The sequence below is a fragment of the Massilia sp. P2_C2 genome, from assembly GCF_056404615.1.
Genome location: NZ_JBFUDR010000062.1, coordinates 1 through 26,255, shown reverse-complemented (window position 1 = coordinate 26,255; position 26,255 = coordinate 1). Strand labels below are relative to the sequence as shown.

The 26,255-nt window shown below is 65.6% G+C and carries 26 protein-coding genes, 1 tRNA gene and 1 pseudogene; 16 read left to right on the top strand and 12 right to left on the bottom strand.

The window, feature by feature from the left end; translation table 11 throughout:
- Positions 1-913: pseudogene (locus tag AC1DYX_RS10190) on the top strand (hypothetical protein); the annotation flags it as partial.
- A gap of 12 nt (positions 914-925) precedes the next feature.
- Here AC1DYX_RS10190 and AC1DYX_RS10185 read toward each other — a convergent pair.
- Positions 926-4,189, bottom strand: a complete 3,264-nt coding sequence (locus tag AC1DYX_RS10185) for a DEAD/DEAH box helicase (RefSeq protein WP_477258697.1) — start codon at positions 4,187-4,189, stop codon at positions 926-928.
- Positions 4,190-4,268: 79 nt separating this feature from the next.
- Positions 4,269-4,784 (bottom strand): YgjV family protein, encoded by a 516-nt coding sequence (locus tag AC1DYX_RS10180; protein WP_477258699.1) that lies wholly within the window; start codon positions 4,782-4,784, stop codon positions 4,269-4,271.
- Positions 4,785-4,922: 138 nt separating this feature from the next.
- Here AC1DYX_RS10180 and AC1DYX_RS10175 point away from each other — a divergent pair, with 138 nt between their 5' ends.
- On the top strand, positions 4,923-5,297 hold the full coding sequence (locus AC1DYX_RS10175; RefSeq protein ID WP_477258696.1) for a COG4315 family predicted lipoprotein: 375 nt from the start codon (positions 4,923-4,925) through the stop codon (positions 5,295-5,297).
- On the opposite strand, the gene AC1DYX_RS10170 is transcribed toward AC1DYX_RS10175, so the two are convergent.
- Entirely contained in the window at positions 5,227-5,724 is a 498-nt protein-coding gene (locus tag AC1DYX_RS10170; RefSeq protein WP_477258695.1) for an ABC transporter substrate-binding protein, read from the bottom strand. The two genes, AC1DYX_RS10175 and AC1DYX_RS10170, sit on opposite strands and share 71 nt — an antisense overlap.
- A 238-nt stretch (positions 5,725-5,962) precedes the next feature.
- Between AC1DYX_RS10170 and AC1DYX_RS10165 the strand changes: the two genes are divergently transcribed.
- The 4 genes from AC1DYX_RS10165 to AC1DYX_RS10150 all read left to right on the top strand — a co-directional run bounded on the left by AC1DYX_RS10165 (position 5,963) and on the right by AC1DYX_RS10150 (position 8,387).
- Positions 5,963-6,406: a nuclear transport factor 2 family protein gene (locus AC1DYX_RS10165; RefSeq protein WP_477258694.1), complete on the top strand. Its 444-nt coding sequence runs from the start codon at positions 5,963-5,965 to the stop codon at positions 6,404-6,406.
- Between the two features lie 145 nt (positions 6,407-6,551).
- The gene (locus AC1DYX_RS10160) at positions 6,552-7,403 is read left to right on the top strand and encodes a CAP domain-containing protein (RefSeq protein WP_477258693.1); all 852 of its coding nucleotides are present in this window, start codon (positions 6,552-6,554) and stop codon (positions 7,401-7,403) included.
- Positions 7,404-7,484: 81 nt separating this feature from the next.
- A complete protein-coding gene (locus AC1DYX_RS10155; protein ID WP_477258692.1) occupies positions 7,485-7,934 on the top strand; it encodes a MarR family winged helix-turn-helix transcriptional regulator in 450 nt (149 codons plus the stop codon).
- Positions 7,935-7,958: 24 nt separating this feature from the next.
- The gene (locus AC1DYX_RS10150; protein ID WP_477258691.1) at positions 7,959-8,387 is read left to right on the top strand and encodes an organic hydroperoxide resistance protein; all 429 of its coding nucleotides are present in this window, start codon (positions 7,959-7,961) and stop codon (positions 8,385-8,387) included.
- An 80-nt stretch (positions 8,388-8,467) separates the two neighbouring features.
- Here the strand turns inward: AC1DYX_RS10150 and AC1DYX_RS10145 are convergent, their stop codons facing one another.
- Positions 8,468-9,145, bottom strand: a complete 678-nt coding sequence (locus AC1DYX_RS10145) for a nucleotidyl transferase AbiEii/AbiGii toxin family protein (protein ID WP_477258690.1) — start codon at positions 9,143-9,145, stop codon at positions 8,468-8,470.
- A complete protein-coding gene (locus AC1DYX_RS10140; protein ID WP_477258689.1) occupies positions 9,138-9,482 on the bottom strand; it encodes a hypothetical protein in 345 nt (114 codons plus the stop codon). The genes AC1DYX_RS10145 and AC1DYX_RS10140 overlap by 8 nt, the downstream gene beginning before the upstream one ends.
- Before the next feature lie 108 nt (positions 9,483-9,590).
- On the opposite strand from AC1DYX_RS10140, the gene AC1DYX_RS10135 reads away from it, so the two are divergent.
- Positions 9,591-11,045 (top strand): catalase, encoded by a 1,455-nt coding sequence (locus AC1DYX_RS10135; RefSeq protein WP_477258688.1) that lies wholly within the window; start codon positions 9,591-9,593, stop codon positions 11,043-11,045.
- 100 nt (positions 11,046-11,145) lie between these two features.
- Here the strand turns inward: AC1DYX_RS10135 and AC1DYX_RS10130 are convergent, their stop codons facing one another.
- Positions 11,146-11,487 (bottom strand): alpha/beta fold hydrolase, encoded by a 342-nt coding sequence (locus AC1DYX_RS10130; RefSeq protein WP_477258687.1) that lies wholly within the window; start codon positions 11,485-11,487, stop codon positions 11,146-11,148.
- A 280-nt stretch (positions 11,488-11,767) separates the two neighbouring features.
- Between AC1DYX_RS10130 and AC1DYX_RS10125 the strand changes: the two genes are divergently transcribed.
- The 4 genes from AC1DYX_RS10125 to AC1DYX_RS10110 all read left to right on the top strand — a co-directional run bounded on the left by AC1DYX_RS10125 (position 11,768) and on the right by AC1DYX_RS10110 (position 14,654).
- Complete coding sequence (locus AC1DYX_RS10125; RefSeq protein WP_477258686.1) at positions 11,768-13,519, top strand: methyl-accepting chemotaxis protein; 1,752 nt, start codon at positions 11,768-11,770, stop codon at positions 13,517-13,519.
- A gap of 89 nt (positions 13,520-13,608) precedes the next feature.
- Complete coding sequence (locus AC1DYX_RS10120; RefSeq protein ID WP_477258685.1) at positions 13,609-14,106, top strand: acyl-CoA thioesterase; 498 nt, start codon at positions 13,609-13,611, stop codon at positions 14,104-14,106.
- Between the two features lie 61 nt (positions 14,107-14,167).
- Positions 14,168-14,243 (top strand) — tRNA-Phe (locus tag AC1DYX_RS10115).
- Between the two features lie 66 nt (positions 14,244-14,309).
- Positions 14,310-14,654 carry a zinc ribbon domain-containing protein YjdM gene (locus AC1DYX_RS10110; protein ID WP_477258684.1) on the top strand — a complete coding sequence of 115 codons (345 nt, stop codon included), beginning with the start codon at positions 14,310-14,312 and terminating at the stop codon, positions 14,652-14,654.
- A 71-nt stretch (positions 14,655-14,725) separates the two neighbouring features.
- Here AC1DYX_RS10110 and AC1DYX_RS10105 read toward each other — a convergent pair whose 3' ends face one another.
- Positions 14,726-16,360, bottom strand: coding sequence for a methyl-accepting chemotaxis protein (locus AC1DYX_RS10105; RefSeq protein ID WP_477258683.1), 1,635 nt, complete (start codon positions 16,358-16,360; stop codon positions 14,726-14,728).
- A gap of 466 nt (positions 16,361-16,826) precedes the next feature.
- Between AC1DYX_RS10105 and AC1DYX_RS10100 the strand changes: the two genes are divergently transcribed.
- On the top strand, positions 16,827-18,506 hold the full coding sequence (locus AC1DYX_RS10100) for a GH39 family glycosyl hydrolase (RefSeq protein ID WP_477258682.1): 1,680 nt from the start codon (positions 16,827-16,829) through the stop codon (positions 18,504-18,506).
- Between the two features lie 34 nt (positions 18,507-18,540).
- Here AC1DYX_RS10100 and AC1DYX_RS10095 read toward each other — a convergent pair whose 3' ends face one another.
- Genes AC1DYX_RS10095 through AC1DYX_RS10085 form a run of 3 tightly spaced genes read right to left on the bottom strand, consistent with a single transcriptional unit; the run spans position 18,541 to position 20,122 of the window.
- Positions 18,541-18,966, bottom strand: coding sequence for a hypothetical protein (locus tag AC1DYX_RS10095; RefSeq protein WP_477258681.1), 426 nt, complete (start codon positions 18,964-18,966; stop codon positions 18,541-18,543).
- Positions 18,963-19,568: a lysozyme family protein gene (locus tag AC1DYX_RS10090; RefSeq protein WP_477258680.1), complete on the bottom strand. Its 606-nt coding sequence runs from the start codon at positions 19,566-19,568 to the stop codon at positions 18,963-18,965. Before AC1DYX_RS10090 ends, AC1DYX_RS10095 begins: the two co-directional genes overlap by 4 nt.
- Positions 19,569-19,606: 38 nt before the next feature.
- The gene (locus tag AC1DYX_RS10085) at positions 19,607-20,122 is read right to left on the bottom strand and encodes a PAAR domain-containing protein (protein WP_477258679.1); all 516 of its coding nucleotides are present in this window, start codon (positions 20,120-20,122) and stop codon (positions 19,607-19,609) included.
- Between the two features lie 271 nt (positions 20,123-20,393).
- Between AC1DYX_RS10085 and AC1DYX_RS10080 the strand changes: the two genes are divergently transcribed.
- From AC1DYX_RS10080 to AC1DYX_RS10070, 3 genes are read left to right on the top strand one after another with little or no spacing between them, the layout of a single operon-like run.
- Positions 20,394-22,544: an alkaline phosphatase family protein gene (locus tag AC1DYX_RS10080; protein WP_477258678.1), complete on the top strand. Its 2,151-nt coding sequence runs from the start codon at positions 20,394-20,396 to the stop codon at positions 22,542-22,544.
- 1 nt (position 22,545) lies between these two features.
- A complete protein-coding gene (locus AC1DYX_RS10075; protein WP_477258677.1) occupies positions 22,546-23,238 on the top strand; it encodes a hypothetical protein in 693 nt (230 codons plus the stop codon).
- Positions 23,239-23,296: 58 nt separating this feature from the next.
- Entirely contained in the window at positions 23,297-24,028 is a 732-nt protein-coding gene (locus tag AC1DYX_RS10070) for an HAD family hydrolase (protein WP_477258676.1), read from the top strand.
- On the opposite strand, the gene AC1DYX_RS10065 is transcribed toward AC1DYX_RS10070, so the two are convergent.
- The gene (locus AC1DYX_RS10065; protein WP_477258675.1) at positions 23,997-24,470 is read right to left on the bottom strand and encodes a hypothetical protein; all 474 of its coding nucleotides are present in this window, start codon (positions 24,468-24,470) and stop codon (positions 23,997-23,999) included. The two genes, AC1DYX_RS10070 and AC1DYX_RS10065, sit on opposite strands and share 32 nt — an antisense overlap.
- Positions 24,457-25,605 carry an MGDG synthase family glycosyltransferase gene (locus AC1DYX_RS10060; RefSeq protein ID WP_477258698.1) on the bottom strand — a complete coding sequence of 383 codons (1,149 nt, stop codon included), beginning with the start codon at positions 25,603-25,605 and terminating at the stop codon, positions 24,457-24,459. The genes AC1DYX_RS10065 and AC1DYX_RS10060 overlap by 14 nt, the downstream gene beginning before the upstream one ends.
- A gap of 155 nt (positions 25,606-25,760) precedes the next feature.
- Between AC1DYX_RS10060 and AC1DYX_RS10055 the strand changes: the two genes are divergently transcribed.
- Positions 25,761-26,210 carry a hypothetical protein gene (locus AC1DYX_RS10055; protein ID WP_477258674.1) on the top strand — a complete coding sequence of 150 codons (450 nt, stop codon included), beginning with the start codon at positions 25,761-25,763 and terminating at the stop codon, positions 26,208-26,210.
- Positions 26,211-26,255: the final 45 nt, after the last annotated feature.

Here is a 26,255-nt window from a genome sequence, read left to right as displayed (position 1 = left end):
GTCCTGGTCCACCGCCGGCATCGTCGCCGGGGCCTGGGCGTTCTCCGCCATGCGCGCCTCGCTGATCCAGTCCGACTCGCGCATCCTGCGCCAGGCGCGCCTGGCGCAACGGAGGGCGGCGCGCGGCGCGCGCCCGGTGGCGCCCGACCGGCCCCGTCGCCGCTGGCCCACGAACCGGTTCGCCGATGGCGCGCTGGTGGCGCTCGCCACCGTCCTGTTCTGGACGATGCAGTCGCATGTCGTGGATGGCGAGCGGGAAGAAAAACGGGCGACAGCCAGGCCGGTGGCCCAGACACAGGCGGCAGAGCGGGAACGGGATACATCGGCCCGGGCGGTCATAAAAGTCGAGCCCCACGCCTCTTCCGACAGCCAGTTCAAGGGCACCAATATCTACCCGATGCTCCTCGCGGCTACGCGCAACGGCTGGACGGAGGTGGACACGCTGGCGCACGACACGGCCGTACCGGCGGCGGTGTCGCCAGAGCGGCGCCAGGCGGCGCTGGACGCCAACGCGGCCGGGCTCGCGGCACTGACGAAAAACAACGATGCCGCGGCGGTTGCGGCCTTCGCGCGGGCCGTGAAAGCGGATCCCGGCAACGCGCAGGCCCACGCCAACCTGGCCGCCGCCGAGCTGAAAGCGGGAGACGCCTTCCATGCGCGGGACGCCGTCGCCCAAGCCCTGCGCCTCGCGCCGGACAACCCCATGGCATGGTTCGTCCAGTCCATTCTCTGGATCTCGTCGCGGGAGACCCTGGCCCGGCAGGGTTTGCGTCTCAGCTTGCACTTCAGCGGCGACCGCAAGCAGGCCATGGCCGACCTGCGCGCCCTGCAGGCGGAGTTCACGTCGTCCCACGCATTGCGGGAACGCGCAGTGGTGGCTGACGTGCTCGACGCGGCCGATGCCGTTCCCTGACGGCGCGGCGCTTCAAGGCTGTGCAAACAGCACCCGCAGATCGTCCGGCCCGATGGCTGCCGCCAGCCCACCTTCCGCATCCAGCACGGCATTGGCCAGCTCGCCCTTGCGGCGCTGCATGTCCTGGATTTTTTCTTCCAGCGTGCCGTGCGCGATCAGCTTGTACACGAACACGGGCTGGTCCTGGCCGATGCGCCAGGCGCGGTCCGTCGCCTGGTTTTCGCTGGCGGGATTCCACCATGGGTCGTAGTGGATGACGGTGTCGGCCGCCGTCAGGTTCAAGCCGACGCCGCCCGCCTTGAGGCTGATCAGGAACACGCCCACTTCTCTCCGCTGGAATGCGGCCACCGGGGCCACGCGGTCGGTCGTGTCGCCCGTCAACAGGACGTAGTCGATGGCGCGTGCGCGCAGCGTGTCGCCGATCAATGCCAGCATGCTGGTGAATTGGGAAAACACGAGCACCCTGCGCCCTTCGCTCAGCAAGGTGTCCAGCAATTCGAGCAAGGCGTTCAGCTTGGCCGAGCCCGCCCTGGAGGCCGCGTCCAGCAGGCGCGGGTCGCAGCAGACCTGGCGCAGCTTGAGCAACGCGTCGAGGATCACGATGTGGCTGCGCGCCAGGCCCTTGCTGTCGATGGCGTCGCGCACCTTCTTGTCCATCGCGACGCGCACGGTCTCGTACAGGTCGCGCTGGGCGCCGTCGAGGTCGATGGGCAGCACGATTTCCGTCTTCGGCGGCAACTCCGTCGCCACCTTGTCCTTGGTCCGGCGCAGCATGAAGGGTTTCAGCCGCCGCGCCAGCAGGTCCTTGCGCTGGATGTCGCCCTGCAACTCGATCGGTTTGCGGAACGCCGCGTTGAACGTCTTTTCGTCGCCCAGCAGGCCCGGCATCAGGAAGTGGAATTGCGACCACAGTTCGCCGAGGTGGTTCTGCACCGGCGTGCCCGTCAGGCACAGGCGGTGGCGGGCGTCGAGCAGGCGCACCGTCTGCGTCGCCTTGGCGCGGCTGTTCTTGATGTACTGGGCCTCGTCGAGGATCAGCAGGTGGTAGCGATGCTTGCGCAGCGCCGGTTCGTCGCGGCCGAGCAAGGCATAGGTGGTGAGTACGAGATCGGCCGTGCCCACCTCGTCGAACAGGGCCTTGCGGTCCTTGCCGTGCAGCAGCAATACGCGCAGGCCGGGCGCGAAGCGGGCCGCTTCCGCCTGCCAGTTGCCCATCAGGCTCGTCGGCGCCACGACGAGCGCCGGCACGTCGAGACGGCCCGCCTCTTTTTCGGCGAGGATGTGGGCGAGCGTCTGGACCGTCTTGCCGAGGCCCATGTCGTCGGCGAGGATGCCGCCGAAGCCGTATTCGCGCAAGAATTGCATCCAGTCCAGACCAACGCGCTGGTAGGGGCGCAGCTGCGCCTGCAGGCCGGCCGGCACGTCGACGGGATGGATGCCGTCGAAATCGTGCAGCTTGCGGCCCAGCGCACGCAGGCGTTCGCCGCCCAGCCAGCGCAGCTGAGCCGCCCGCTCCAGTTCCGCCAGGCGCGCCGCGTCCATCGCCGGCAGGCGGATGGCGGCGCCGAGGCGGTCGGCGAAATACAGTTCGCCCAGCGTCTCCAGGATGGGTTTCACGCGCCCCCACGGCAGGGCGACGCGGCGCGCGGCGCCCAGTTCGAGCAGCAGTTCGGCGTCGTCGGCGCGCGCGGCCAGCGCTGCGGCGCCGAAATCGCGCGGCGCCTTGCGGATCATTGCCACCAGCAGGGGCAGCAGCGCGTGGCGTTCGCCGGCCACGACGATGCCCAGTTCCAGGTCGAACCAGCCGTTGCCGTCCTGTTCGCCCTCGGCCAGGTCGGCATACCACTCGTCGACTTCCGCCAAGTTGTAGCGGAAGCCGGGATCGATCTCGATCTTCCAGCCGGCAGCGCGCAGGCGCGGCAACCCGTCGCGCACGAAGGCCAGCCAGGCTGCTTCGTCCGGCAATTGCAATGCGTCGGGCCAATCGCCGTGCAGCGGTGACTGCGCCGGCGGCGCGGCAAAACCGAGCTCGGCGAGCGCCGCGGCCGCCGCGGCTTCGTCCCGCCGGTTGCGTACGATAACCTCGATGCCGTCATCGTGCGTACTGCGCAGGACGGGCTCGTCGATGCCCTCCGTGGACAGCCCGTCGTAGTCGAAGAACAGCATGGCGACCTCTTCCGAGTGCCAACCGTGGCGCGTCGAGATGTGGACGTTGTCGAGCAGGAGGTGCGGGACCGGCACCACGTCATGCCGCTCGCGCACCTCGAGCGCGGCCGGCGCGGGCATGAGTCGGTCCAGTCCCGTGTCGACGAGGCGGCCGGCCACGCCGTTGCGCTGTTCCGCGCGCAAGATCGGCGCCTGCGCGACCAGATCCAGCAGGGTTTCCGACGGGATCCGCGCGAACCGCTCCGGCACCGCCAGCGGGCCGAGCGTGAGGTCGTCCAGATAGTACATGGGGTCGGTCGGGAACATGCGCTCGACCGGCTTGTCGCCCTCGACGCGCCAGCCCAGCCTCACAGCCTCGCGGTCGGCGCCCTCCTCCAGCCAGGCGGGCTCGACGCGCCGCAGCGGGCCCCGCACCACCGGATCCAGCACACCACGCTTTGCCGCCTGCACCGTACGCGCACGCCACAGCCGGCCGTCCGCGCTCAACCTGTCCAGCAACTGCCCGCCGAACACGCCAACGGGCACGCTCGTGCCCTCGCTCACCAGCATCGCGCCCAGCAGACGCAGCGGCTCTTCGTCCTCGGGCCGGATATGGGGTTCCCGCGACGCGATCAGATACAGCGGATCGGTCTCTTGCCAGGCCTCGGCGATGCCGCCGTCCTTCTCCATGCGCGCCGTGTACGGCAGCAGGCCCGGCGCCCCGCCCTGGCGCTCCGGGACGAGCACGTACACGATCCGCATGGCGGGGTCCGGCAACGCGTCCTCCCGCAGGGTTTCCCGGACCTGCTCCAGCCGCTGCAGCCAGCGCTCGGCCGCCGCAGGCACGTCCACCGCCCTCTGTTCCAGCTCGGTCAACAGCACGGCCACGACGTGCTTGCAGTTGCGCGTCATGGGACAACTGCAGTCGCCGCCGAAGCGCACGCCGTGCTTGTCGTGCTTCACGCGGATCGTCTGCTGGTAGCGGTGCCGGCCGCTGCCGTGTACTTTTCCGTAGATCTTGTCGCCGTCCAGTTCCATCTCGAGGACCATGCCCCTGCGGGCATACTCCTCGCCCCGACTGAAGGTGCCGGGATCGAACTGGCGGATGACGTCGTCGCGCGTAAACTCCATGCGGATGAATGGCAAAGTAAGAAGAGGCGACATTATCCCCGATCGCCGCGCCGCACGGCACGGCCGGGGTTGATGCGACTCAGGCCGGCTGCGCCAGGCGCTCCGCGCGCGCCATGCGCCAGATCGTCGTCGTGTTCACGGCCGCGATCACGATCTCCAGCGCGGTGCCGCCGATCGAGCCGGCCACGATGTTATTCGCGATCCACAGGCCGGTCCCGCACAGCATCGCGAGGCGCATGGGGATGCCGCGCAGCAGGAACAGCGCGAGGGTGCCGACGCATGATGCGCCCAGCGGCAGCCAGTCGGTCGGGCGCGTGGCGAGCGCCAGGCCGAGGGCGACGTTCATCGCGACGACGCCGCCCGCGACCCAGCGCGAACGCGTGTACAGCGCCAGCACGGAGCGCAGCAGCGACATCGTCGAGCTGGCGACGGCGGTCGGGTTGCCCAGCAGGGCGAAGTGGATGATGTAGGCCAGGCATTCGGCGGCCATGAACTGCTTGAAACGGCGGTCGTCCTTTTGCGTGAACGAGGCGACGCCGAGGACGAACGCGATGTAGCCGACGCATTGCGCCGGCGAGAACCAGTCGAGGGACATGGAAGACAATCAGGTTGGCAGGAACGGACGGCCGGGTGGCCGGACCGGCATTATATCCTGCCTGCCCCGCCGGTTTGGACTAGAATGGCCGGGCAGTCTTTACGCCGACTTTCAATCCATCCTCTCAAAGGAGCCCCCATGAAAGCTTTGCACCTTGGTACTGCATGCCTGTGCGCCCTGTTCGCACTGTCCGCCCAGGCCGCCGATCCGGCGCCGGTCAAGAAGGTCGACGGCGTCCTCGTCGACGCCCACGGCATGACCGTCTACACCTTCGACAAGGACGTCGCCGGCAGCGGCAAGAGCGCCTGCACGGGCGCCTGCGCGGCCAACTGGCCGGCCGTGCCGGCGGGCGACGCGGCCATGTCCCCGCCCTATGCGACCATCGTCCGCGACGACGGCACCAAACAGCTGGCCTACCACGGCAAGCCACTGTACACGTTCATCAAGGACAAGAAGGCGGGCGAACGCACCGGCGACAAGAAGATGGACGTCTGGCACGTCGTGACGGATTGACCCGGACGGCTTTGCGCCTGGGCGACGGTCTCCAGCGCACCACGCGCAGCCTGGTCAGCTGGCCACGGCGGTAGGTGTACAGCGTGAGCGCCGCGTCGCGCAGGTCGCCATTCGCATCGAAGGCGATGGTGCCCGTGATCCCCTGGTACCTGATCCGCGCCAGGGCCGGCAGGAATGTCGCCGGGTCGGACGATCCGGCCGCGCGCATGGCGGCCGCGAACGCCATCGTCGCGTCGTAGGCATACGGCGCATAGGTCTGGAACGGCATGCCGTAGCGCTGGCGGTAGCGTTCCGCGAAGGCGGTCATGCCCGCCTCCAGCGGCGCGTCGACGCCGCCCGCCACGACGCACACCACCCTGTCGTCACCGAGCGAGATCTTCGAGGCGGGTACCGTCGTGCCGGAATTCAGGTGGCCGACGACGGCCACTACGCCGCCATCGACGAGCTTTTGCGCGACGGCCGTGCCGAGCTTCGGATCGCTGCGGCGATGAGTGTCAGACGCATGGGCATTTCCTTCAGGTTAATGGCGAGATTGTAATGCCCTGTGACCGCGCCAACGACGACCAACAGTCACACATTATTCTTGACTTCCTTCCCGGCGCGACTAGGCTTCATGAGGCGGCGCCGCCGCCACCGACACCAAAACCAAAACCTGGGAGACAGACATGGATGCACAAAACAACAAGCGGATCGTCATGGAAGGCTACCGGCTGTTCCAGAGCGGCGACATCCCGCAGCTGCTGACGTATGTCCACGACGACGCCGAGTGGATCAGCCCCGATGCGGAAGGGGTACCGTTCGCCGGCAGTTTCCACGGCAAGTCGGAGGTCGCGCGCTTCTTCTCCGAAGTGGGCGCAGCGCTGCACCCCGTGCGCTTCGTCGTGCTGGATGCCGTCGCGGAGAACGACAAGGTCGTCGTCATGGGCGAGGCCACGTGGCTCGTCAGGTCGACGGGCCTCACCTACGACAATCCGTGGGTCAACGTGTTCACGCTGCGCGACGGCAAGGTCATCCGCACGCAGGCGTATTACGACACGATGCCGGCCGAGCGCGCATTCCACCCCAGCCGGCCGGACCTGCAGGCTTCCGCCAACGCGTTGCGGCATTGAATTGCCCACGCGGCCGTTCACGCGCCGGTTGGACGCGTGGACGGCGCACGTCGTGCGGCCATTCATCCGTGGCGGTGGAGCCGTCCACCCTACCATTTGGTGCTGGCGTCCCCATCTGGAAGGCAGCCCTTCCTGCTGCCTTCTCATGCCTGACTTCATCCGCCTCGTTCCGCTTTCGGTCGCGCTGGCCGCCATGCTTGCCGCCCCTCCCGCGCGTGCGGACGAGCTTGCCGATCTCATCAATGCCTACCGCGCCGCGCCCGGCCCCTGCGCGGGTCGTCCCGCCGTGCCGGCCGGGGCGCTGGCCGTCGAGCCTGCGCTGTCGCACATCCGCATCGGCCCCGGCACGTTCCTGGAATCCGCATTGCAGCGCGCCGGCTACGAGGCCGCGCATGCAGAGGCGATCACGGTCAGGGGACCCACCGACGCGCAGGCGGCGATGGCGGCCATCGGCCCCAACTACTGCCGCATCCTGCTTGCTCCTGAATTCGCGGCCATCGGCACGGCACGCATCGGCGACGAATGGCAGGTCGTGCTGGCGCGGCCCGTCGTCATCGCGCCCCTCCCCGACTGGCCGCACGCGGGCCAGGACATCCTCGCGCTCGTGAACGCCGCGCGCGCCCGGCCGCGTACATGCGGGACGCAGGCATTCGGCCCGGCCGGGCCGCTCACGTGGAATCCGCTGCTGGGCCAGGCCGCCCTCGCCCATAGCGCGGACATGGCACAGAAGCATTATTTCAATCACAGGCAGCCGGACGGCAGCCTGCCCGCCGACCGCGCGACGGCCGCCGGCTACCGCTGGGTCCGTGTGGGCGAGAACATCGCATCGGGCCAGCGCAGCGTCGAGGAAGCCGTCGCCTCCTGGCTGGACAGCCCTGGCCACTGCGCCAACATCATGAACCCCACGTTCACGGAGATGGGCGCGGCCTACGCCATCAATCCGCACAACCGCAACCGCACGCCGTACTGGACGCAGGTGTTCGGCACGCCGCGCTGAGCGGTCATATTGCTTTCATCTATCACTAGCATCAAAATAAATATATTGCGCACAATTGAATTGCGCGCTATAGTTCAACCCATGGAAACGAACGACGCAACCGCGGCTCTCCTGCTCGACAACCAGCTGTGCTTCGCACTCCACTCGGCATCGCTGGCGATGACGAAGGTGTACAAACCGCACCTGGACAAACTGGGCGTGACGTATCCGCAGTACCTGGTGCTGCTGGTGCTGTGGGAACGCGACGGGCTGACCGTGTCCGACATCGGCGAGCGCCTGTTCCTGGATTCCGGCACGTTGACGCCGCTGCTGAAGCGGCTCGAGGCCCAGGGCCTGGTCGACCGGTCCCGCGATCCGCAGGACGAGCGCCGGGTCGTGATCCGGCTGACGGACGCGGCGCGCGCACTGAAGGACGCGGCGGCCGGCATCCCGGCCTGCATCCTGGGCGCCACCGGTTGCGACGTGCAGGACGTTGCAAGACTCGTCGGCGAGATCAGGGCCATGCGTGCCAGGCTCGCCGCCGCGATATGAACCCAACCACTGAAAGGTAATGCGATGACCACGAAACTCGAAAAAGTCCTGTACACCGCCAAGGCACACACCACCGGCGGCCGCGAAGGCCAATCCCGCAGCGACGACGGCCTGCTGGAAGTCAAACTGGCACCGCCGAAAGAAATGGGCGGCAAGGGTGACGCCACCAACCCGGAACAACTGTTCGCCGCCGGCTACTCGGCCTGCTTCATGGGCGCCATCAAGTTCGTCGCCGGCCAGAAGAAAGTCGCCGTCCCGGCCGATGCCGCCATCGACGCCAGCGTCTCGATCGGCCCGATCCCGAACGGTTTCGGCCTGGCCGTGGAACTGGCCGTGAGCCTGCCGGGCCTGGACCGCGCCGTGGCGCAAGACCTGGTCGACGCCGCCCACATCGTGTGCCCGTACTCGAACGCCACCCGTGGCAACATCGACGTCAAGCTGAGCCTGATCTGAGTTTGATCTGAAATAATTCGGGGTCTGACCCCGGGTGCTGTGAACAAAGGCGCCGCCCGTGATGGTCGGCGCTTTTTTATTTATCGCCCATTCCTGAGCAGGTCTGGAATCCGATCCGCCAGCGCAGGGGCCATATGCATCTTTTGCAGGCACTGTGCCAGGTGCGCGCGCTCGCCAACCAGGTCGACCGCAGCCTGCCATGCCTGGTCGACCGATGCGCCGTATGCCTTGCGAGCCTTGTCCCAAGCCTCGGGCGGGATGCGTCCCCAGTGCCCGATCATCATCGCCAGGTCGATGATGTCCCTGCTCGCCACGGCCTTGTCGTTGTACCGGTCGGCATTGGCCAGCAACATCTCGGCATACATATCGATTCGGCTGAGCGTGGGCACGCCAGTCACTGGATCGACGACGCCGTCGATGGGTATCCGCCCTTCGCTGACGATTTCAAATTTTACGGGTACCCCGTCGGACAACAGGAACGTCCGGATGCCGTAACGATCTGCCCTGACCTCACGAACAAGCTCCACTGAATGGGCAAAAATCGCGCCGAGCGAGACATTGGTGATCGTATTGCGCAGCTCCCGGTAACCGTCCTGGGAAGCGCACAAAAAGTCGATATCGACCGACTCCCTGTACTCGTCCAATGCCAGGACGATGGCGGTCCCCCCTCCAAAGAAACAACCATTCCGGCTCAGGAAATCCGCGTCGAGCGCCGTCAGCAATGCTTTAATGCGATTGTGATGAGCACGTTTAAACATTCATGAGACCGTGGCCATAGACTTCCGTCAGACGCGCGATCAGGTCGCGCTCACGCGGCTGCAGCCGATCTTCCTCGATGAAACGCCAGTTGGCTTCGTACAGTGCAAACGCATCCTCGCCCGTGATCTCATCATCGGGTCGGCGGTTCCATGCGATCAGAGCCAGTTGAGGAAAATCCCTGATAACAATCTTGTCGATAGCGGGCGTCATACGACGATTATGGGCGCGCGACATGGAAACTTCAACCGGCTCGCCAGGGGCACCTCCTTTAACGAGGAACAATAGTCTTCCGCAGTAGGAATGCCACGGTCGATTAATTTTTTCTATTTCATCCATATAAACGGATAGTTTGCATGGTTGCCATCAAAGCTCTACCATGGTCATGAATAGATCGCGCCTATCGAATCAAATTGACCGATAGACTAACCATTGAGAGAGCCTGCCATGACCCAACTCACCACCGCCTCCGGCATCCCCGTCCCCGACAACCAGAACTCGATCACGGCCGGTCCGCGCGGTCCCGTGTTGTTGCAGGACTTCCACCTGATCGAAAAGCTGCAGCATTTCAACCGCGAGCGCATCCCCGAGCGCGTCGTCCACGCAAAAGGTTCGGGCGCCTACGGCACGTTCACAGTCACGCACGACATCAGCAAATATACGAAGGCGAAGCTGTTCGCGGCCGTCGGCAAGCAAACGGAGACGTTCCTGCGCTTCTCGACCGTCGGTGGCGAAAAGGGTTCGGCCGATACGGAACGCGATCCGCGCGGTTTCGCCGTGCGCTTCTACACCGAGGAAGGCAACTGGGACCTGGTCGGTAACAACACCCCGACGTTCTTCCTGAAGGACGGCATCAAGTTCCCCGACTTCATCCACACGCAAAAGCGCGATCCGCAGACGAATCTGAAATCCGCCCAGATGATGTGGGACTTCTGGAGCCACGCACCGGAAAGCCTGCACCAGGTCACGATCCTGTTTTCCGACCGCGGCACCCCGGACGGCTACCGTCACATGGACGGCTTCGGCAGCCACACGTACAGCCTGATCAACGACGCCGGGCAGCAGCACTGGGTCAAGTGGCATTTCAAGACGCTGCAGGGCATCAAGAACCTGTCGGCGAGCGAGGCCGTGCGCCTGGCCGGTGCCGATCCGGACTACGCCCAGCGCGACCTGTTCAACGCCATCGCCCGCGCTGACTTCCCGCGCTGGAGCGTGGAAATCCAGGTGATGGACGACGTCCAGCGCGCCGCGTGGGAGGCCAAGACGGGCTGGGATGCGTTCGACCTGACCAAGGTCTGGCCGCAGGGCGATTTCCCGCGCATCCCCGTCGGCATCCTGGAACTGAACCGCAATCCGGACAACTACCACGCCGACGTCGAGCAGGCCGCCCTGTCGCCATCGAACATCGTGCCGGGCCTGGGCTACAGCCCGGACAAGATGCTGCAGGCACGCCTGTTCGCCTACCACGACGCCCAGCTGTACCGCGTCGGCACGAACCACCAGCACCTGCCGGTGAACCGTCCGCGCTGCCCGTTCCACAACCAGCAGCGCGACGGCGCGATGGCGATCGCCAATGGCGGCGCGGCGGCCAACTACGATCAGGTTCGCGCCGATGTCCCGGCCGCCGGCGGCTTCGGCCACGGCGACGCCGGCTGGCAGGTGGAAGGCACAGCGGGCCGCTACGACACCCGCACCACCGACGACCATTTCACGCAGGCCGGCAATCTGTTCCGCCTGCTGACCGAGGAAGGCAGGCGCAACCTGATCGACAACATCGCCGGTGCCCTCGCGGGTGCGGACGCCGCCACCCAGGACCGCCAGATCGGCCATTTCCTGAAAGCGGATCCGGCTTACGGCCAGGGCGTGGCGGAGGCGATCCGCCGTCTCGCGAACAAGGCCTGATCATGACCCGCGCACGCCGCCGGGCGCGCATGGTCCTGCTATCCCTGCGGGCCGCGCTGGGCGAACTGGGACTGGGCACGCACGCGGGCTGAAGCCACGCTCAGCGCGTGTGCGCCGCGAGCCACGGCACGATCACGTCGATGAGGCGCTGCGGCGCCTCGATCGGTGTGGCCCGTGTCGTCGATGACGACCAGTTCGGCGCCGGGGATGGCGGTTGCCATCTCCCGCGCTTCTTCCAGGCTGCGCAACTGGTCCTGCGCGGCCGCACGACGAGCGTCGGGCAGCGGATCTCGCCCGAGCGTTCGAGGTCGCCCGGCCGGTCCAGCATCGACTGGCGCCGGAACACGTCGCCGCGCGTGGACATGGCGACCAGCACGAGCGCGCGTACGCGTTCCGGCGCCTGGCGCGCGATCGCGCGAGCGCCGGCGCCACGTCGTCCCACAAGGTTTCATCGGCCATGAAGCCGGGAACGAGAAGAACAGGCATGCCGGCATCCTGGCAGAACGGCGCATCCCGCCGCCGGGCACGGCCTTGTCATTCCCTTCACAACCATTGCAATCTTAAAAACCTTTCGACCCATGGCGAATGCGGCGTCGAGTCGCCGACTTGCTTTTTGGCAAACCAGTCCGAAGCGCTGGCCCTGTCCTGAGTCGCCTCAAGGTGGATTGGACCGGATACGCCTTTCATTGAGTCTTTGTTGTCAACCAGCACCAAGGAGCCCAATGATGTCATCCGCCACCGTCAGCGTCCGCAACCAGCTCAGGTTTGCGTTCGCCGTCATCATCGTGCTGTCGTTCGTCTCGACGGCCATCGCCATCTGGCGCCTGCAAGTCCTGTCGGACGACACGCAAGCCCTCACGCAGCGGCCGCTCGCCAAGGAACGCCTGATCTCCGGCTGGCTGCTGAACACGTCGGTCGCCGCCAAGCGCACCCTGTCCATCGCGCGCTCCGCCGATCCGGAGCTGGCGACCTTCTTCGCGGCCGAGACGCAGGAGTCGACCACGCGCACCACCGCGCTGCAGAAACAGGTCGGCACCCTGCTCGACACGCCCGAGGAACACGCCATCTTCGAGCAGATCGCCACCGCGCGCCAGCACTACATCGTCACGCGCGACCGCGTCATGTCCCTCAAGACCGCCGGCAACGACGCCGAGGCTCGCAAGTACTTCGACGAGGAATTCCTGCCCGCCGTGACGACGTATCTCGGCCAGGTCAAGGCGCTGCTGGAATTGCAGCAGAAGGAGATCGACACGCGCGTGGCCGCCGTGCTCGCGCGCGCGGACCACAGCAGCCGCGTCCTCACCGGGCTGTGCCTCGCCACGCTCGCCTTTTCCATCGCCGCCGGCACGCTGTTCGCGCGTGCCCTGTTCCGCCGCCTGGGCGGCGAACCGGCCGCCGCGGCGAAAGTCGCGGCCGAAATCGCGGGCGGCAACCTGTGCGTGGCCGTGCCCGTCGCGGCCGGCGACAAGCAGAGCCTGATGGCCGCCCTGGAACGCATGCGCGCCAGCCTCGCGGGCATCGTCGCCGACGTGCGCGAAGGGACCGGCACGATCGGCACCGCCATCGCCACGATGGCCGGCGAGGCGCAGGACCTGTCGCGCCGCACGGAGAACCAGGCCCAGGCCCTGGAAGAGACGGCGTCGTCGATGGAGGAATTGACGCAGGCCGTCGGCCAGAACGCGGGCAGCGCCGAGGAAGCCAACCGCATGGCCGGCGACGCCGCGCGCGTGGCGCAGCAGGGCGGCGCGATGGTCGGCCAGCTGGTCGACACGATGGGCGCGATCAATGCCTCGTCGGCGCGCATCGTCGACATCATCGCCGTCATCGACGGCATCGCCTTCCAGACCAATATCCTCGCGCTGAACGCCGCCGTGGAAGCGGCGCGCGCCGGGGAACAGGGCCGCGGCTTCGCCGTCGTCGCCGCCGAGGTGCGCGCCCTGGCCCAGCGTTCCGGCGCCGCGGCCAAGGAAATCAAGGACCTGATCGACGCCTCGACCCGGCGCGTCGCGGACGGCGCCACGCTGGCCGGACAGGCGGGCCAGACGATGCGCGACATCGTCGACAGCATCGGCCGCGTGACGGGCATCATGAACGAGATCGTCGCGTCCAGCCGCGCACAGGCCAGCGGCATCGGCCAGGTCAACCAGGCCATCGTGCAGATGGATGGCGTGACCCAGCAGAACGCGGCCCTCGTCGAGAAATCGGCGAGCGCCACCCGGGCGATGCACGAACAGGCGCTGGCGTTGGCCGAACTGGTGGCGCTGTTCCGCGTCGACGCCGGCACGCGCCCGGCAACGCCCACGACGTCCACTACAACGGCGCAAGCGGCACTGCCGCCGGCACGCCAGACCGCGCCCGCGTCCGCGCCCAGGCCCGTTTCCCGCCCCGCCCGGCGCGCGCCGGCGACGACCGGCCCGGCGCAACCGGCCCGCAAGGCCACCGCGACGGTGGACGCGGACTTGGAAGAATTCTGACGCCGTCCGGCGTGGAATCTCGGGATTGTTGCCGCGAGGAGGTTTCTCAGGCAACATCGTCCCTATTCTTCATCTTTACGCGTAACGCCATGAGCCTGCCTGCCCACCAACTCACCATGACGGTCCTGATGACGCCCGATACCGCGAATTTTTCCGGTAACGTGCATGGCGGGAACATCCTGAAACTCCTCGACCAGGTCGCCTATGCCTGCGCCAGCCGCTACGCCGGCACCTATGTCGTGACGATGAGCGTCGACCAGGTGACGTTCCGCCAGCCGATCCACGTGGGCGAGCTGGTGACGTTCCTGGCGGCCGTGAACTACACGGGCCGCACGTCGATGGAAATCGGCATCAAGGTCGTGGCCGAGAACATCCGCACCCAGCAGGTGCGCCATGTGAACAGCTGTTTCTTCACGATGGTGGCGGTGGGCGACGACAAGCAGCCGGTCGCCGTCCCGCCGCTACGCCCGTTCGGGCCGGACGAACTGCGCCGCTACGAGGAAGCCAAGGCCCGCAAGGACCTGCGCCTGGCGCTGGACCGCCAGCATGCGGAACGGGCCGCAGAACGGGCCGAGGCACGCGTCTGAGCCTGGCTTGCGCGAGAAAAATTATGGATTTCGCGTAACCCATGCTATACTGCGCCGCCTTGGCCTGGTAGCTCAGTTGGTAGAGCAGAGGATTGAAAATCCTTGTGTCGGTGGTTCGATTCCGCCCCGGGCCACCAAGTTTAAAAACGCCAGCCCCTGCGGCTGGCGTTTTGCTTTCTACTCTTATTTCCTCGCATATCGCCATGACGACCTTACCTCCCTGCCCCGCCTGCGGCTCCACCCTGACCTACGAGGATGGCTCCGGCAATTACGTCTGCCCCGAATGCGCGCATGAATGGCCGGTCCAGGCGGAAGCGTCCGCCGTCGAAGCCGCCCGCGTGTGGCGCGACGCGGCCGGCAACGTGCTGCAGGACGGCGACACCGTCACCGTCATCAAGGATCTCAAGCTGAAAGGCGGAGGCGGCGTGGTCAAGCAGGGCACCAAGGTCAAGAATATCCGCCTCGTCGACGGCGACCACGACATCGACTGCAAGATCGACGGCTTCGGTGCGATGAGCCTGAAGTCGGAGTTCGTTCGCAAGAGCTGAACGCGGATTCATCGTCAAACACCGCGACTCGTACTGGCGGGCCACGCTGAACCGGCGCGGCCCGCCATGCTTCAGCTCGCCCGAAGCTGCAGGGCGACCTGACCCGCCGGATGCGTTTGCCCTGCGCCCATCACCGAGGGCGCGGCCCTGCCATCCAGCCTGAAGAAACCCACCACCTGGGACAGCTTCTCCGCCTGCTCCTGCAGCGCCGTGGCCGCGGCCGCGGCTTCCTCCACCAGGGCCGCGTTCTGCTGGGTCACCGTATCCATCTGGGTCACGGCCTGGTTGATCTGCTCGATGCCGGACGTCTGTTCCGAGCTTGCCGCGCTGATCTCGGTCATCGTGTCCGTGACCCGTCGGATGCTTTCCAGTACCGCATGCATGGTCGTACCGGCCTGCTCGACCAGCTTCGTCCCCGTATCCACCTGGCCTACGGAATCGCCGATCAGTGCCTTGATTTCCTTGGCGGCACCAGCGGAGCGCTGCGCCAGGTTGCGCACTTCGCTGGCGACCACGGCAAACCCGCGGCCCTGCTCGCCGGCGCGGGCCGCTTCGACCGCCGCGTTCAAGGCCAGGATATTGGTCTGGAAGGCGATGCCATCGATGACGCCAATGATTTCCGCCACTTTGCGGGACGAAGCATTGATCGAGGCCATGGTATCGACCACTTGCGTCACGACCGTTCCGCCCTGTTCGGCGATCTGGGCCGCCGTGATCGCCAGTTGATTGGCGCGCGCCGCATTGTCCGCATTCTGTTTCACGGTTGACGTCATCTCTTCCATCGACGACGCGGTTTCCTCCAGCGAGCCGGCCTGCTGCTCGGTGCGCGCGGACAGGTCGAGATTACCCGCCGCGATCTGGGTAGTGGCGCTGGCGATCGCATTCGCCCCGGTACGCACCTGGCCGACGATGCCCGCCAGGCTTGTCCGCATCTCCTTCATGAAGAACAGCAGGCTTTGGCGGTCGTCCGGCCGCGTGACGACTTCCACGCCCAGATCGCCCGATGCAATGCTGCGCACGATCTGGGCCGCATAGCCGGGATCGCCGCCGAGCTGGGAGCGCACGTCGCGCATCAGCAGCATCGCAATGGCGATACTGAACAGCGTGATCCCGCCCAGCATGCCGATCACCCAATGGCGCGACTGGTCGTAGAGCACATTGCCGTGCTCGCTCGCTTGCTTGCCGCCTTCGATATTGATGTCCACCAGCTTTTGCAAGTCCGCGGCCGCCTCGTCGTATTGCTTCTGAGAAGTACCACGGATGAGATCCCTGGCTTCATCGTTCTGGTTGGCGCGGGACAAAGCCAGCACTTTCTTCTGCTCGGCCATGTATTCGTCCCAATTCCTGCTGAACGACTCGTATTGCCGCGCCTCTTCCGGCGAGGCGATCAGCGGTGCATATTCCTTCCGGTTTTTCTCTAAAGTCGCCAGGAACCTGGCCATCTTCGCCTCGTAATGGTCCATGTCCGTATTGCTCGTGGAAAGAATATGCTGCAACGTCACGACCCGCACGTTGGCGATATTGCTATTCATATCCGACAAGGCGCGCACACTGGGCATCCAGTTGACTTCCATATCGGTTGAAGTCTGATTAACTCGTCCTAATTGGAACAACGAAAAGGCGCCGAGGCAAACAGTAAACATAACGAGGATTCCGAGGGAAGTCCCCAACTTCCTGAAAATGCTTTGCCGGTTAAACCATTGCATTTTCTTCTCCTTGAATAAACCATGCCGAACCCCTCAGGGGCAACCATACCGCGAACCTGTCACTCTTATCATTAATATGAGCAGTGATCTTGTTATCAAATGACTTCGCTACAATTCTGTGTCGTCGTTCACTCCCATTTAGCGGACCCAGTTAATAGAAACCGTTTTCATGCGACCCGCACTACGCATCGAATCGGCCATTTAATGATCGCTTTTGAGCGGGTAAATACTTGTACCAGCCAATTTTCCCGAACACAAGCACTACCGCTCCATTTCGCAGAACATTATCCAAATACGGCGCGTTCAGTATCGGCAAAGCGAATAAAAGGTTTTAATAATTGCACGCGTTAAGGCGTTCTCGACCGGAGGGATATCGGATTCGATATGGACATTGCAAAAACGATCATTGGACGGCCATGGGCGTTCGGCCTAGCATCCCGTCATCATCCGATTGACGAGAACAACAATGAAGAGATACCTCGCCGCCCTCCTCCTCGCCGCGGCCGCGCCGCTATGCGTCGCCGACCCCGTCCTCCCGCAGCCCGTCAGGCTGGACATCGACGCCACTCGGGTCAAAGGCCCCATGACCCCGATCTGGGCATGGTTCGGCTATGACGAACCGAATTACACGACCGCGCCCAACGGCAAGAAGCTGCTCGGCGACATCGCCGCGCTGAGCCCGGTGCCCGTGTACGTCCGCGCCCACAACCTCATGACGTCCGGCGACGGCAGCTACGCCCTCAAGTGGGGCTCGACGAACATGTACAACGAAGACAAGGACGGCAAGCCGGTCTACGACTGGACCATCATCGACCGCATCTTCGACACCTACATCGAGCGCGGCATGAAACCGCTGGCGCAGATCGGCTTCATGCCGGAAGCGTTGTCGGAGCGCCCGCAACCGTATCGCCATCACTGGGCGCCGGGCACGCCCTACAAGGAGATCATGACCGGCTGGGCCACGCCGCCGAAGGACTACGACAAGTGGGCCGAGCTGATCTACCAGTGGGTGCGGCACAGCGTGGCGCGCTACGGCCAGAAGGAAGTCGAGAGCTGGTACTGGGAAGTGTGGAACGAGCCGGACGGCCTGTACCTGATCGCACCCGACACCGAACGCGCCTATTTCAAGATGTACGACTACGCCGCCACGGCCGTCAAGCGCGCGCTGCCGACGGCGCGCATCGGCGGGCCGCACACGGCCGGCGCGGGCCGCTTCATGGACGACTTCCTGCGGCACTGCCTGCACGAACCGAATGCCGCGACCGGCAAGACCGGCGCGCCGCTGGACTTCGTCGCCTTCCACGCCAAGGGCGCGCCGAAGGTGGTCGACGGCGTGGTGCGCATGGGCATGGACGCGCATTTCCGGCACCTCGACGAGGGCTTCGCGCTCGTCGCCAAATATCCGGAGCTGAAAGGCATCCCCGTCATCATCGGCGAGTCCGATCCGGAAGGCTGCGCCGCGTGCGGCATGCGGACCAATCCGGAAAACGCGTACCGCAACGGCACGCTGTATGCCAGCTATACGGCGGCCTCGATCGCGCGCGAGTACGACCTGGCGGCGCGGCGCGGCGTCAACCTGATCGGCGCCGTGAACTGGTCGTTCGAATTCGAGGACCAGCCGTGGTACGCGGGCTTCCGCGACCTGGCGACGAATGGCGTCAACAAGCCGGTGCTGAACGTGTTCCGCATGCTCGGCATGATGCGTGGCGACCGGGTGGCCGTGACGGGCGACCAGGCCTACGACGCCGCGCGCATCCAGGCAGGCGGCGTGCGCGGCGCGCGCACCGACATCGATGCGCTGGCGGCGAAGGACGCGCACAGTGTCGCCGTCATGGTCTGGAACTACCACGACGACGACGTCATCGACGCCGGCGCCCCGGTCGAACTGCGCATCGCAGGCCTCCCGGCGCGGCGGGTGCAGCTGCATCATTACCGCATCGACCAGGACCACAGCAATTCGTACGCGGCGTGGAAGCGCATGGGCGCGCCTGCGAATCCGACGCCGGCGCAGGTCGCCGAATTGCAGAAGGCGAGCGAGCTGGCGCAGATGGATGCCGGGTCGACGCTGGAGACCCGGGATGGCACGGCCACCGTCCGGATGCAGTTGCCGCGGCAGGCGGTGTCGCTGGTGACCTTGACCTATTGAGCGTCCATCCCGCCACGCCGTACCAACTTGCCAATCAATCCGGTGGCGTCCCTGATTGGGGCGACTCGTTCGGACAAGAGTCGTCCCACCTCGTCACTCGCATCGCATCCACTTGCTCACCCAGAGTGTCGATTCGTAAGCACATCCCATCCTTTGCATAGTAAAAGATGCAGATGCTTCCTCTGTCAGTGGAACAAGAATCCACTTCGAAGAAATTTCGGGCTGCCAAGCGTTTTTCCGCCCCATCGTATTCGTAGCGATCGCCCACATGCATCCGAACAGGCTTCCATCCGGATTTGATGAGACGGGCACGGACATGTACAAACGATGCGCCTTCTTGCAAGCGCAGATTCATGACCGAAGTCGATTGCTTGTCAACACGGGCGGCGCCATCGGGCGCAGAGAGGAACACCAGCAAGGCAGCGCCTGCGAAAGCTATTCGTTCAATGATGGCTCTCATTTCGTTGATCCCCCGGCGGCCTTGTATGTTGCCAAAAATGTGTCGTAATCCATGTAGGGCTGCGGCGGATAGCGATTCTTCAGGCCTGGCCCCATCGGGAGAGCCGCCCATTTCTTTGCGGCCTGTGGCATCGCGCCGGCAATGTCGCCGGCTTTGATGCTGTCGATAACACCGAGGCTACGTAGCATTTCGACAGCGATAAGGTCCTGAGTCGTTGGCGTAAAGTCGGTCAACCCCATTTTCCCACCGTGGTCCCGCCAGGTATCGATCGTGATCTGATACATACCTGCCGCAGTTGTCTTTCCTCCAAAACCAGGTCCCGGATGGGTGGAGGTGTCGGTGAAGCGCCACGGGTCGTTGCGTTTCCCCTTCACGGCGCCGTACTTGAAATCGTAGCCTCCTCCTTCAGCTTCACCGATCGCCTTGAGGAATGCTGCCACGTTCGCGTCGACCAGGTAGGCCGAGTTCTCTTCCAGACGGGTTTTCCTGTTGAGAGCGATACGTACAACCTTGGCCTCGTCATCCTTTGTCGGCGTCGTCGTTCTGGTGGTTCGGTAATGCAAGGCCTTACCCGACGGTGAAGTGATTCGTGCTTCTGGCATATGATTCCCCTCGAGAAGGACAGGACCGCATGCGGAACTCAGATGTCGGTCGCAACGTAGATCTTGATTTTTTCTGGTCGGGTTGTGGCGGAAAGGATGTGGGTTTCGCCCCTTTCGTTCGTAACACCGTGCTCGACACTTCCGTTTTCGCGCTCGACCGCATATTCCATGAACGCGGCTGGCGCGCCCGTCTCATCGTCGAGAAGCACAAATCGATCATCAAAAGAAAGATCAGGCAAGCCTGCTTCCCTCTGTTCGCCTTTGGCTTCGTCGAAAGAACTACTGTTGGAAGCCGTAGGCTCGAGCGACGTAATCAATCGAGCGCCACATTCGGTCAGGTCGCCGTGATAGGCATACGCGCGCCCCGCGTGTCTGGCCCCTTTTCCATCGGGCGTGATAGCAAATTTCCCTTTGCACCTAGGACAGTACGTCATGTCGTCGGCCAATGCGGCGACCTTCCCCATCACGACCGTTCCTGAAGAAGCAGCGATGACCCAGCCGCCGTGATCGGTTTTGTCATCGGTTCGTATGACACCTCGTCCTTCATGTTTCATCCCGTCTCCCTGCTTCTTGAGGAGCCATAATGATACGAAGCGATAAAGAGGTTTCCTTGCGAAATAGCAGACAGAGCGCTACCTCCCAACAACGCCGCTTGCGTTTCCGATACATCGACCAACCTTACCGGAACATTAACTTTGTATCGGAATGTGCTCCTTGTCTTTGTTGTCACGAGCCTGTCACCCGCGTGCACCATCCTGCGCACGGGCCCGCACCCGCGGCCCGATCCATCGATCACGTATCCCGACTCTGACCAGGAGACCCCTCGTGAGGTTAGCAAAGACCTTGATTACCCCGCTCGCGCTCGGCATGCTGCTGGCCGCCTGCGGCAGCGACAGCAACGGCACGACCGCCGCATCCACCGCCCCGACCAGCAATGCCAGCAGCGGCACGACCGCGACCCGTACCATCATCATGGTGTGGGACGGCCTGCGCCCCGACTCCGTCAACGCCACGGACACCCCGAACCTGTACGCGCTGCGCCAGAGCGGCGTGAATTTCAGCGACAACCACTCGACCTATCCGACCTTCACGATGATGAATTCGTCGTCGTTCGCGACGGGTTCGTTCCCGAAGACGAGCGGCTTCTACGGCAACACGTTCTGGACGCCGCCGCAGGGCAGCGCCGGCACGATCCCGGCCGGCAGCGGCGCCGGCGGTGCCGCGCAGGATTACCAGGACCCCGTCTTCACCGAGGACTACGCGGTGCTGACGACGCTGAACGATTACTACGGCGGCCAGCTGCTGCTCGTGAAAAGCCTGTTCGCCACCGCCCAGTCGGCTGGCCTGACGACGGCCACCATTGGCAAGTCGGGCGCCGCGTACCTGCAGGATCTCGGCAAGGGCGGCGTCTTCCTCGACGAGAACACCGTGCAGCCGCGCAGCCTCGTCACCGAGCTGCAGGGCGCCGGCTTCGCCCTGCCCGCCAACGTCGTCAAGAATTATTCCGGCACCGACGCCGTCATGCTCGCCGCCAACAACGGCAACCCGACGGCGCGCGCCGGCTACGTCACGTTCAACACGGCAGCATACGATCCGAACGGCACCGTGACCGTGGCCGCGCGCGATTCGGCCGATACCACGCAGGGCGCACCGGAAGACGCGGCCAACAAGTACATGATGTCCGTGTACACGCAATACATCCTGCCGCAGAAGAAGCCGATGCTGTCGCTGATCTGGTTCCGTACGCCGGACAACGTCGAACACGGCTACGGTCCGGGCAGCGCCAACATGAAGGCCGGCCTGCGCTCGCAGGATGCGCGCCTGGGCGAACTGATCGCCGCGCTGCGCGCCAACGGCATGGACAGCTCGACCAATATCGTCGTCGTGTCCGACCACGGCCACTCCAGCGTCTCCGGCCCGGTGTCGACGTACCCGCTGCGCGCCATCACCGCATCGACCATGCTGCCGAGCGGCGGCGTGAGCAGCGCTTCCATCGGTGCGGTCGACCCGACCGGCTATTCGTTCTCGGGCGACGTGCGTTCGGCCGACCTGCTGACCTACCGCGGCTTCTCTGCCTATGACGGGTCGGGCTGCTCGACGAGCGCCATGTACGGCCTGACGGCCGACGGCAAGCCGGTCATCCCCGTCAAGGTCGATACGAGCGGCAGCCTGTGCGGCGCCGCCAACGTGAAGTACCAGGCCATCAGCGCGGGCCTGGCGCAACCGGTCGCCAGCTTCAAGGTGCCGGCGCCGGGCAGCCTGCCGGCAAATGGCATCGTCGTCGCCGCGAACGGCGGTTCCGACTACTTCTACGTGCCGGGCCACGACGCCGCCACCGTACAAAAGCTCGTGACGTTATTGCAGCAGCGCGAGGAATACGGCGCGATCTTCGTCGACAGCCGCTACGGCAGCATCCCGGGCACGCTGGCGCTGGCCCAGGTGAACCTGGAAAACGCCCAGCGCCAGAACAACGGCCAGCCGGACGTCGTCGTCTCCTTCAACTGGGACTACAACACGTCGGTGCAGGGCATGCCGGGCATCGAGTTCGAAAGCGTCGGCGGCCAGCGCGGCATGCACGGCAGCTTCGGCATCGCGGACGTGCACAACACGTTGATCGCCCATGGTCCGTCGTTCCTGGCAAATAAAGTCGTCACGACGCCGTCCGGCAACGTCGACGTCGCGCCGACCGTGGCCTGGCTGCTCGGCCTGTCCATGCCGCAGGCCGACGGCCGCGTGCTGAACGAAGGCCTTGCCAACCCGGCCACGAAGGATGTGCCGACCGTGACCCCGTCGACGGTGACCCCGGCCGCCGCCGCGACCGGCCTCACGTTCGAACTGCCGGCGGATCCGACCGGCGCCGCCAAGGACACGGCGCTGACCAAGGGCACGTACAACATCGAGCTCTCCGTGAAGGACCTCACCGTGGGCGGCAAGTCGTACCGCTACTTCGACTCGGCCCGCGCGGTGCGCAACTGACATGACCTACACCCTTCCTGATTGCACCGGAAGGCGCGCGTCGCGGTCGCTCGTGCTCGGCACGGCGGCCGCGGCCGTGTTTTCCTTCCCAGGTGCCCACGCGGCGGCGACCGCGCCGGACTTCGACCACGTCTTCAGCACGCGCGGCGAGCCGGCGGCCACGCACTTCCAGGCCACCTATCTCAGCGGCGGCACCGAGCACCACGTGGAAGTCTGGCGCGACGGCGAGCGCCGCATCCGCCGGCGCACGGACGACAAGGCCGAGAGCTTCGCCATACGTAAGGCCGGCAGTCCGGACTACCGGCTGGCCGTGCTCGACCTCGACCGCAGAATCCGCACCGACATCGACCGCGACAACCTGTACCGCATCGGCCAGTTCACCGACTGGTTCGACCTCGGCCACGGCCTGCGTCACCCGAAAGGCGACTATCGCCTGGTGCCGGCCGCCACGCCGCACGGGGCCGGACAGCCGATCGGCGCATGCACGTGGGTCGCCCTCGTCCAGGGTCCGCAGACGACGCATGTGTGCTGGAGCGCACTGGCGAAGCTGCCGCTGCTGATCCAGGCCGCCGACGGCCGCACCGTGTGGCGCGTGACGCGTGTCGACCACAAGACTATCCCGGACAAGGTCTTCGCCATCCACGACGAGGGCTTCATCCGCAACGACGCGAATGCCGACATCGAGCGCGATTGACGTCATGCGGGAACGGTCTGTCATACGCCGGTAACATCCCCGCCGGTATGATGATGCCATGTACAAATCCAGGAAACGACTGCTGATCCTCGACGCCGACGGCACCACCGTCGACGCCTTTTCCGCCATCGAAGCGGCATTCTCGCGGCACGGCCTGGACATCGGCGACGAAGCCCGGTTCCAGAAGCGCCACAACCTCTTCAAATACCTCGGCGGGCTGAAGGAATTCCCGTCGATTATCAAGAAGAACCTGCGCAGGAACAGCCGGGCGAAGCTGGTGGACAGCCTCACGGAGGTCTACCGGAAGGAAGCGGCCATGTACGAGGGCATTCCCGACCTCGTGCGGGAACTGGTCGCGGCGCCGGACGTCGTCGTCGGCATGGTCACGCGCAACATCACGAACGAACCGCTAGAGACGCTGCGCCAGCTGTTCCAGCGCCACGACATCGACATCAACGCGCTCGACTTCCTCGTCCATATCCCCCTGTCCGAAAAGAAGACGAGCCAGTTCCGCGCCATCCGCGAACAGTTCGGCATCAATCCGGCGCGCGCCTACGTCTGCGGCGACGAGCACAAGGACTTCGCGGCGGCGATCGGCACGGGCATGCATCCGTTCATGGTCTCTTACGGTTTCGAGGACTACGACCGGCTGACGGAAAAATTCGAGATTCCCCACGAGCTGATCTCACGCACGTCCGGTGAGCTGTGCCAGCGCGTGCGCCATGCGCTGGACCTCGGCAACCGCCGCGCGGGACCGGTCAGTACGCGTACCAGAACAGCAGCGCGCTGATCGCGCCGAACATCCAGTAGTCGACGGGCGCGCCGGCGAACCAGCGCTTGTGCCACGGGACCAGCGCACGCTTGAACCGGCGCCAGCCGAACGCCGGATTGACGACGAACCACAGGTAGTCCTCGACGACCCAGAACAGCATGACGGCGGCCATCACGCGCGCCTCGAGCGGCAGCGACCATTGGCCCATGAACGCGAGCGGGAAATGGAAGATCACGCCGATGAAGGAAAACATCCAGGCGTGGTAGCCGGTCAGCGCGCGGCCGCCCCAGAAGATGTCGAGCAGCGGGTGCTCTTCCACGCGCCAGGTGGGCAGGTTCGCCGCCCAGCCGGCGTCGCCCTCGATCTCGACTTCGACACGGGCAAAAAAATAGGCGGCCACGAAGACGGCGGCCAAGGTCGCGGCGAACTGGCCGGCATGGGAAAGTTCAGAGACAGGCATCGACAGGTTCGAGTTGTTTCAGGACAGCCGCGAGCACGGCGGCAGCGGCATGCGGCCGGCCCAGCGCCCGCGCACGGGTGCGCATCGTTTCCAGTGCATCCGGATGGGCCATCAGGTAGCGGACGCGGTATTCCAGCGACGCCGCGTCGAACGCCTCCAGCGCGGCGCCATGCTCGAGCAGGAAATTCGCATTGCGCTCTTCCTGGCCGGGTATCGACGCGTTCACGATCATCGGCAGGCCCATGGCGAGGCATTCCGCCGTCGTCGCCCCGCCCGGCTTCGTAATCGCCACGTCGGCGCAGGCCATCAGGCGCTCGACGTGGTCCGTAAAGCCCTGCGGCACGAGCCGGCCCGGGTGCATGAGCGCCAGCCGCCGCAGCGCCGCCAGTTCTTCGACGTTGCGCCCGGCCAGCACGATCAGCTGGAAGTTGCCGGGAATGGCCAGCAGGCGCTGCGCCAGCGTGCCGAGGCCGCCCAGGCCCGCACCGCCGCCCATCAGCAGCAAGGTCATGCTGTCGGGGGCTATGCCCAGCTCGCGCGCACAGGCGGCGCGGTCCGGCCGGCCGGAGAACGCGGGCATGACGGGAATGCCGGTGACGTGGATCGTGTCGTCCGGAATCCCGTGCCTGTGCATCAGGAACGCCACTTCGTCATTGCCGGCGAAATAGCCGGCCATGTGCCGATGCACCCACATGCGGTGCAGGTCGAAGTCGGTCACCTGCACCCAGACCGGGCAGCGCAACCGGCCATCAGCCACTTCCTGCGCCAGGATCTCGGCCGGCAGAAAGTGAGTACAGACGATGGCGTCCGGGCGCAGCTCGGCAATTTTGGCGAGCAGCGGTGCGCAGTCGCGACGTTCGATGCGGCGCCGCAGGCGGTGCATCCAGCCCTCCGGCGCGGCGCCGTTGGTATATTGGTACACCCAGCTCCACAGGGTGGGCGCGCGGCGCACGAGCGTGATGTACAGGTCGGCGTAGACCTTGCGCAGGCGCGGCGTCGCGTAGGCCGTGGCGTCCAGGTGGATGACGTCGACGCTGTCCGGCAGGGTGCGCGCGCCGGCGCGCAAGGCCTCGGCGGCGCGGGTATGGCCGGCGCCCGCGGGCACGCTCAGCACGAGGATGCGCCTGCCTGTGATGGGGGCGCCACTCACGTGTGCATGCTCCCGGTTCCGTTCATCGCGTACTCCGCTGCTTGTGGATGAAACGGCACTGTAATTGGCGATTATGACTGCGCGATGACGGGCACGCGTGCGCCCCTTGCCAGGCGCGGCGGTGCGCGCGATGATGGGGCATGAACACGACGACCCTCTCCCGCACCCTCGCCCGCCTGGCCGGCCTGGCCCTGCTGCTGGCGAGCAGCGCCTGCCGCAGCGATGCGCCGCAGGTCCCGACGCCCGCCGCGGCAGCCAACCGCACGGCCGACCTGCTCGCGCGCATCGAGGCCGAACGCGGCGATGCCGCGTGCGACACGGAGGCCCAATGCCACTCGATCGCCATCGGCAGCAAGGCCTGCGGCGGGCCCGAACGCTACATGGCGTGGTCGAGCAGGAACGGCGACGGCACGCGCCTGCGCGCGCTCGTGGCCGAGCATGCGGCCGCGCGCAAGGCCGACGACGCCAAGGCCGGCATGGCATCCACCTGCTCATTCGTCACCGATCCCGGCGCGACCTGCTCGGCCGGCCATTGCGTGTTGCGCGCCGCCGGCGCCGGTCCGGGCGGGATGGCGCCCGTCGCACGCTGATCCGATTCTTCATAAAAGACAAGGCCGCGGCAGACTGCCCGCGGC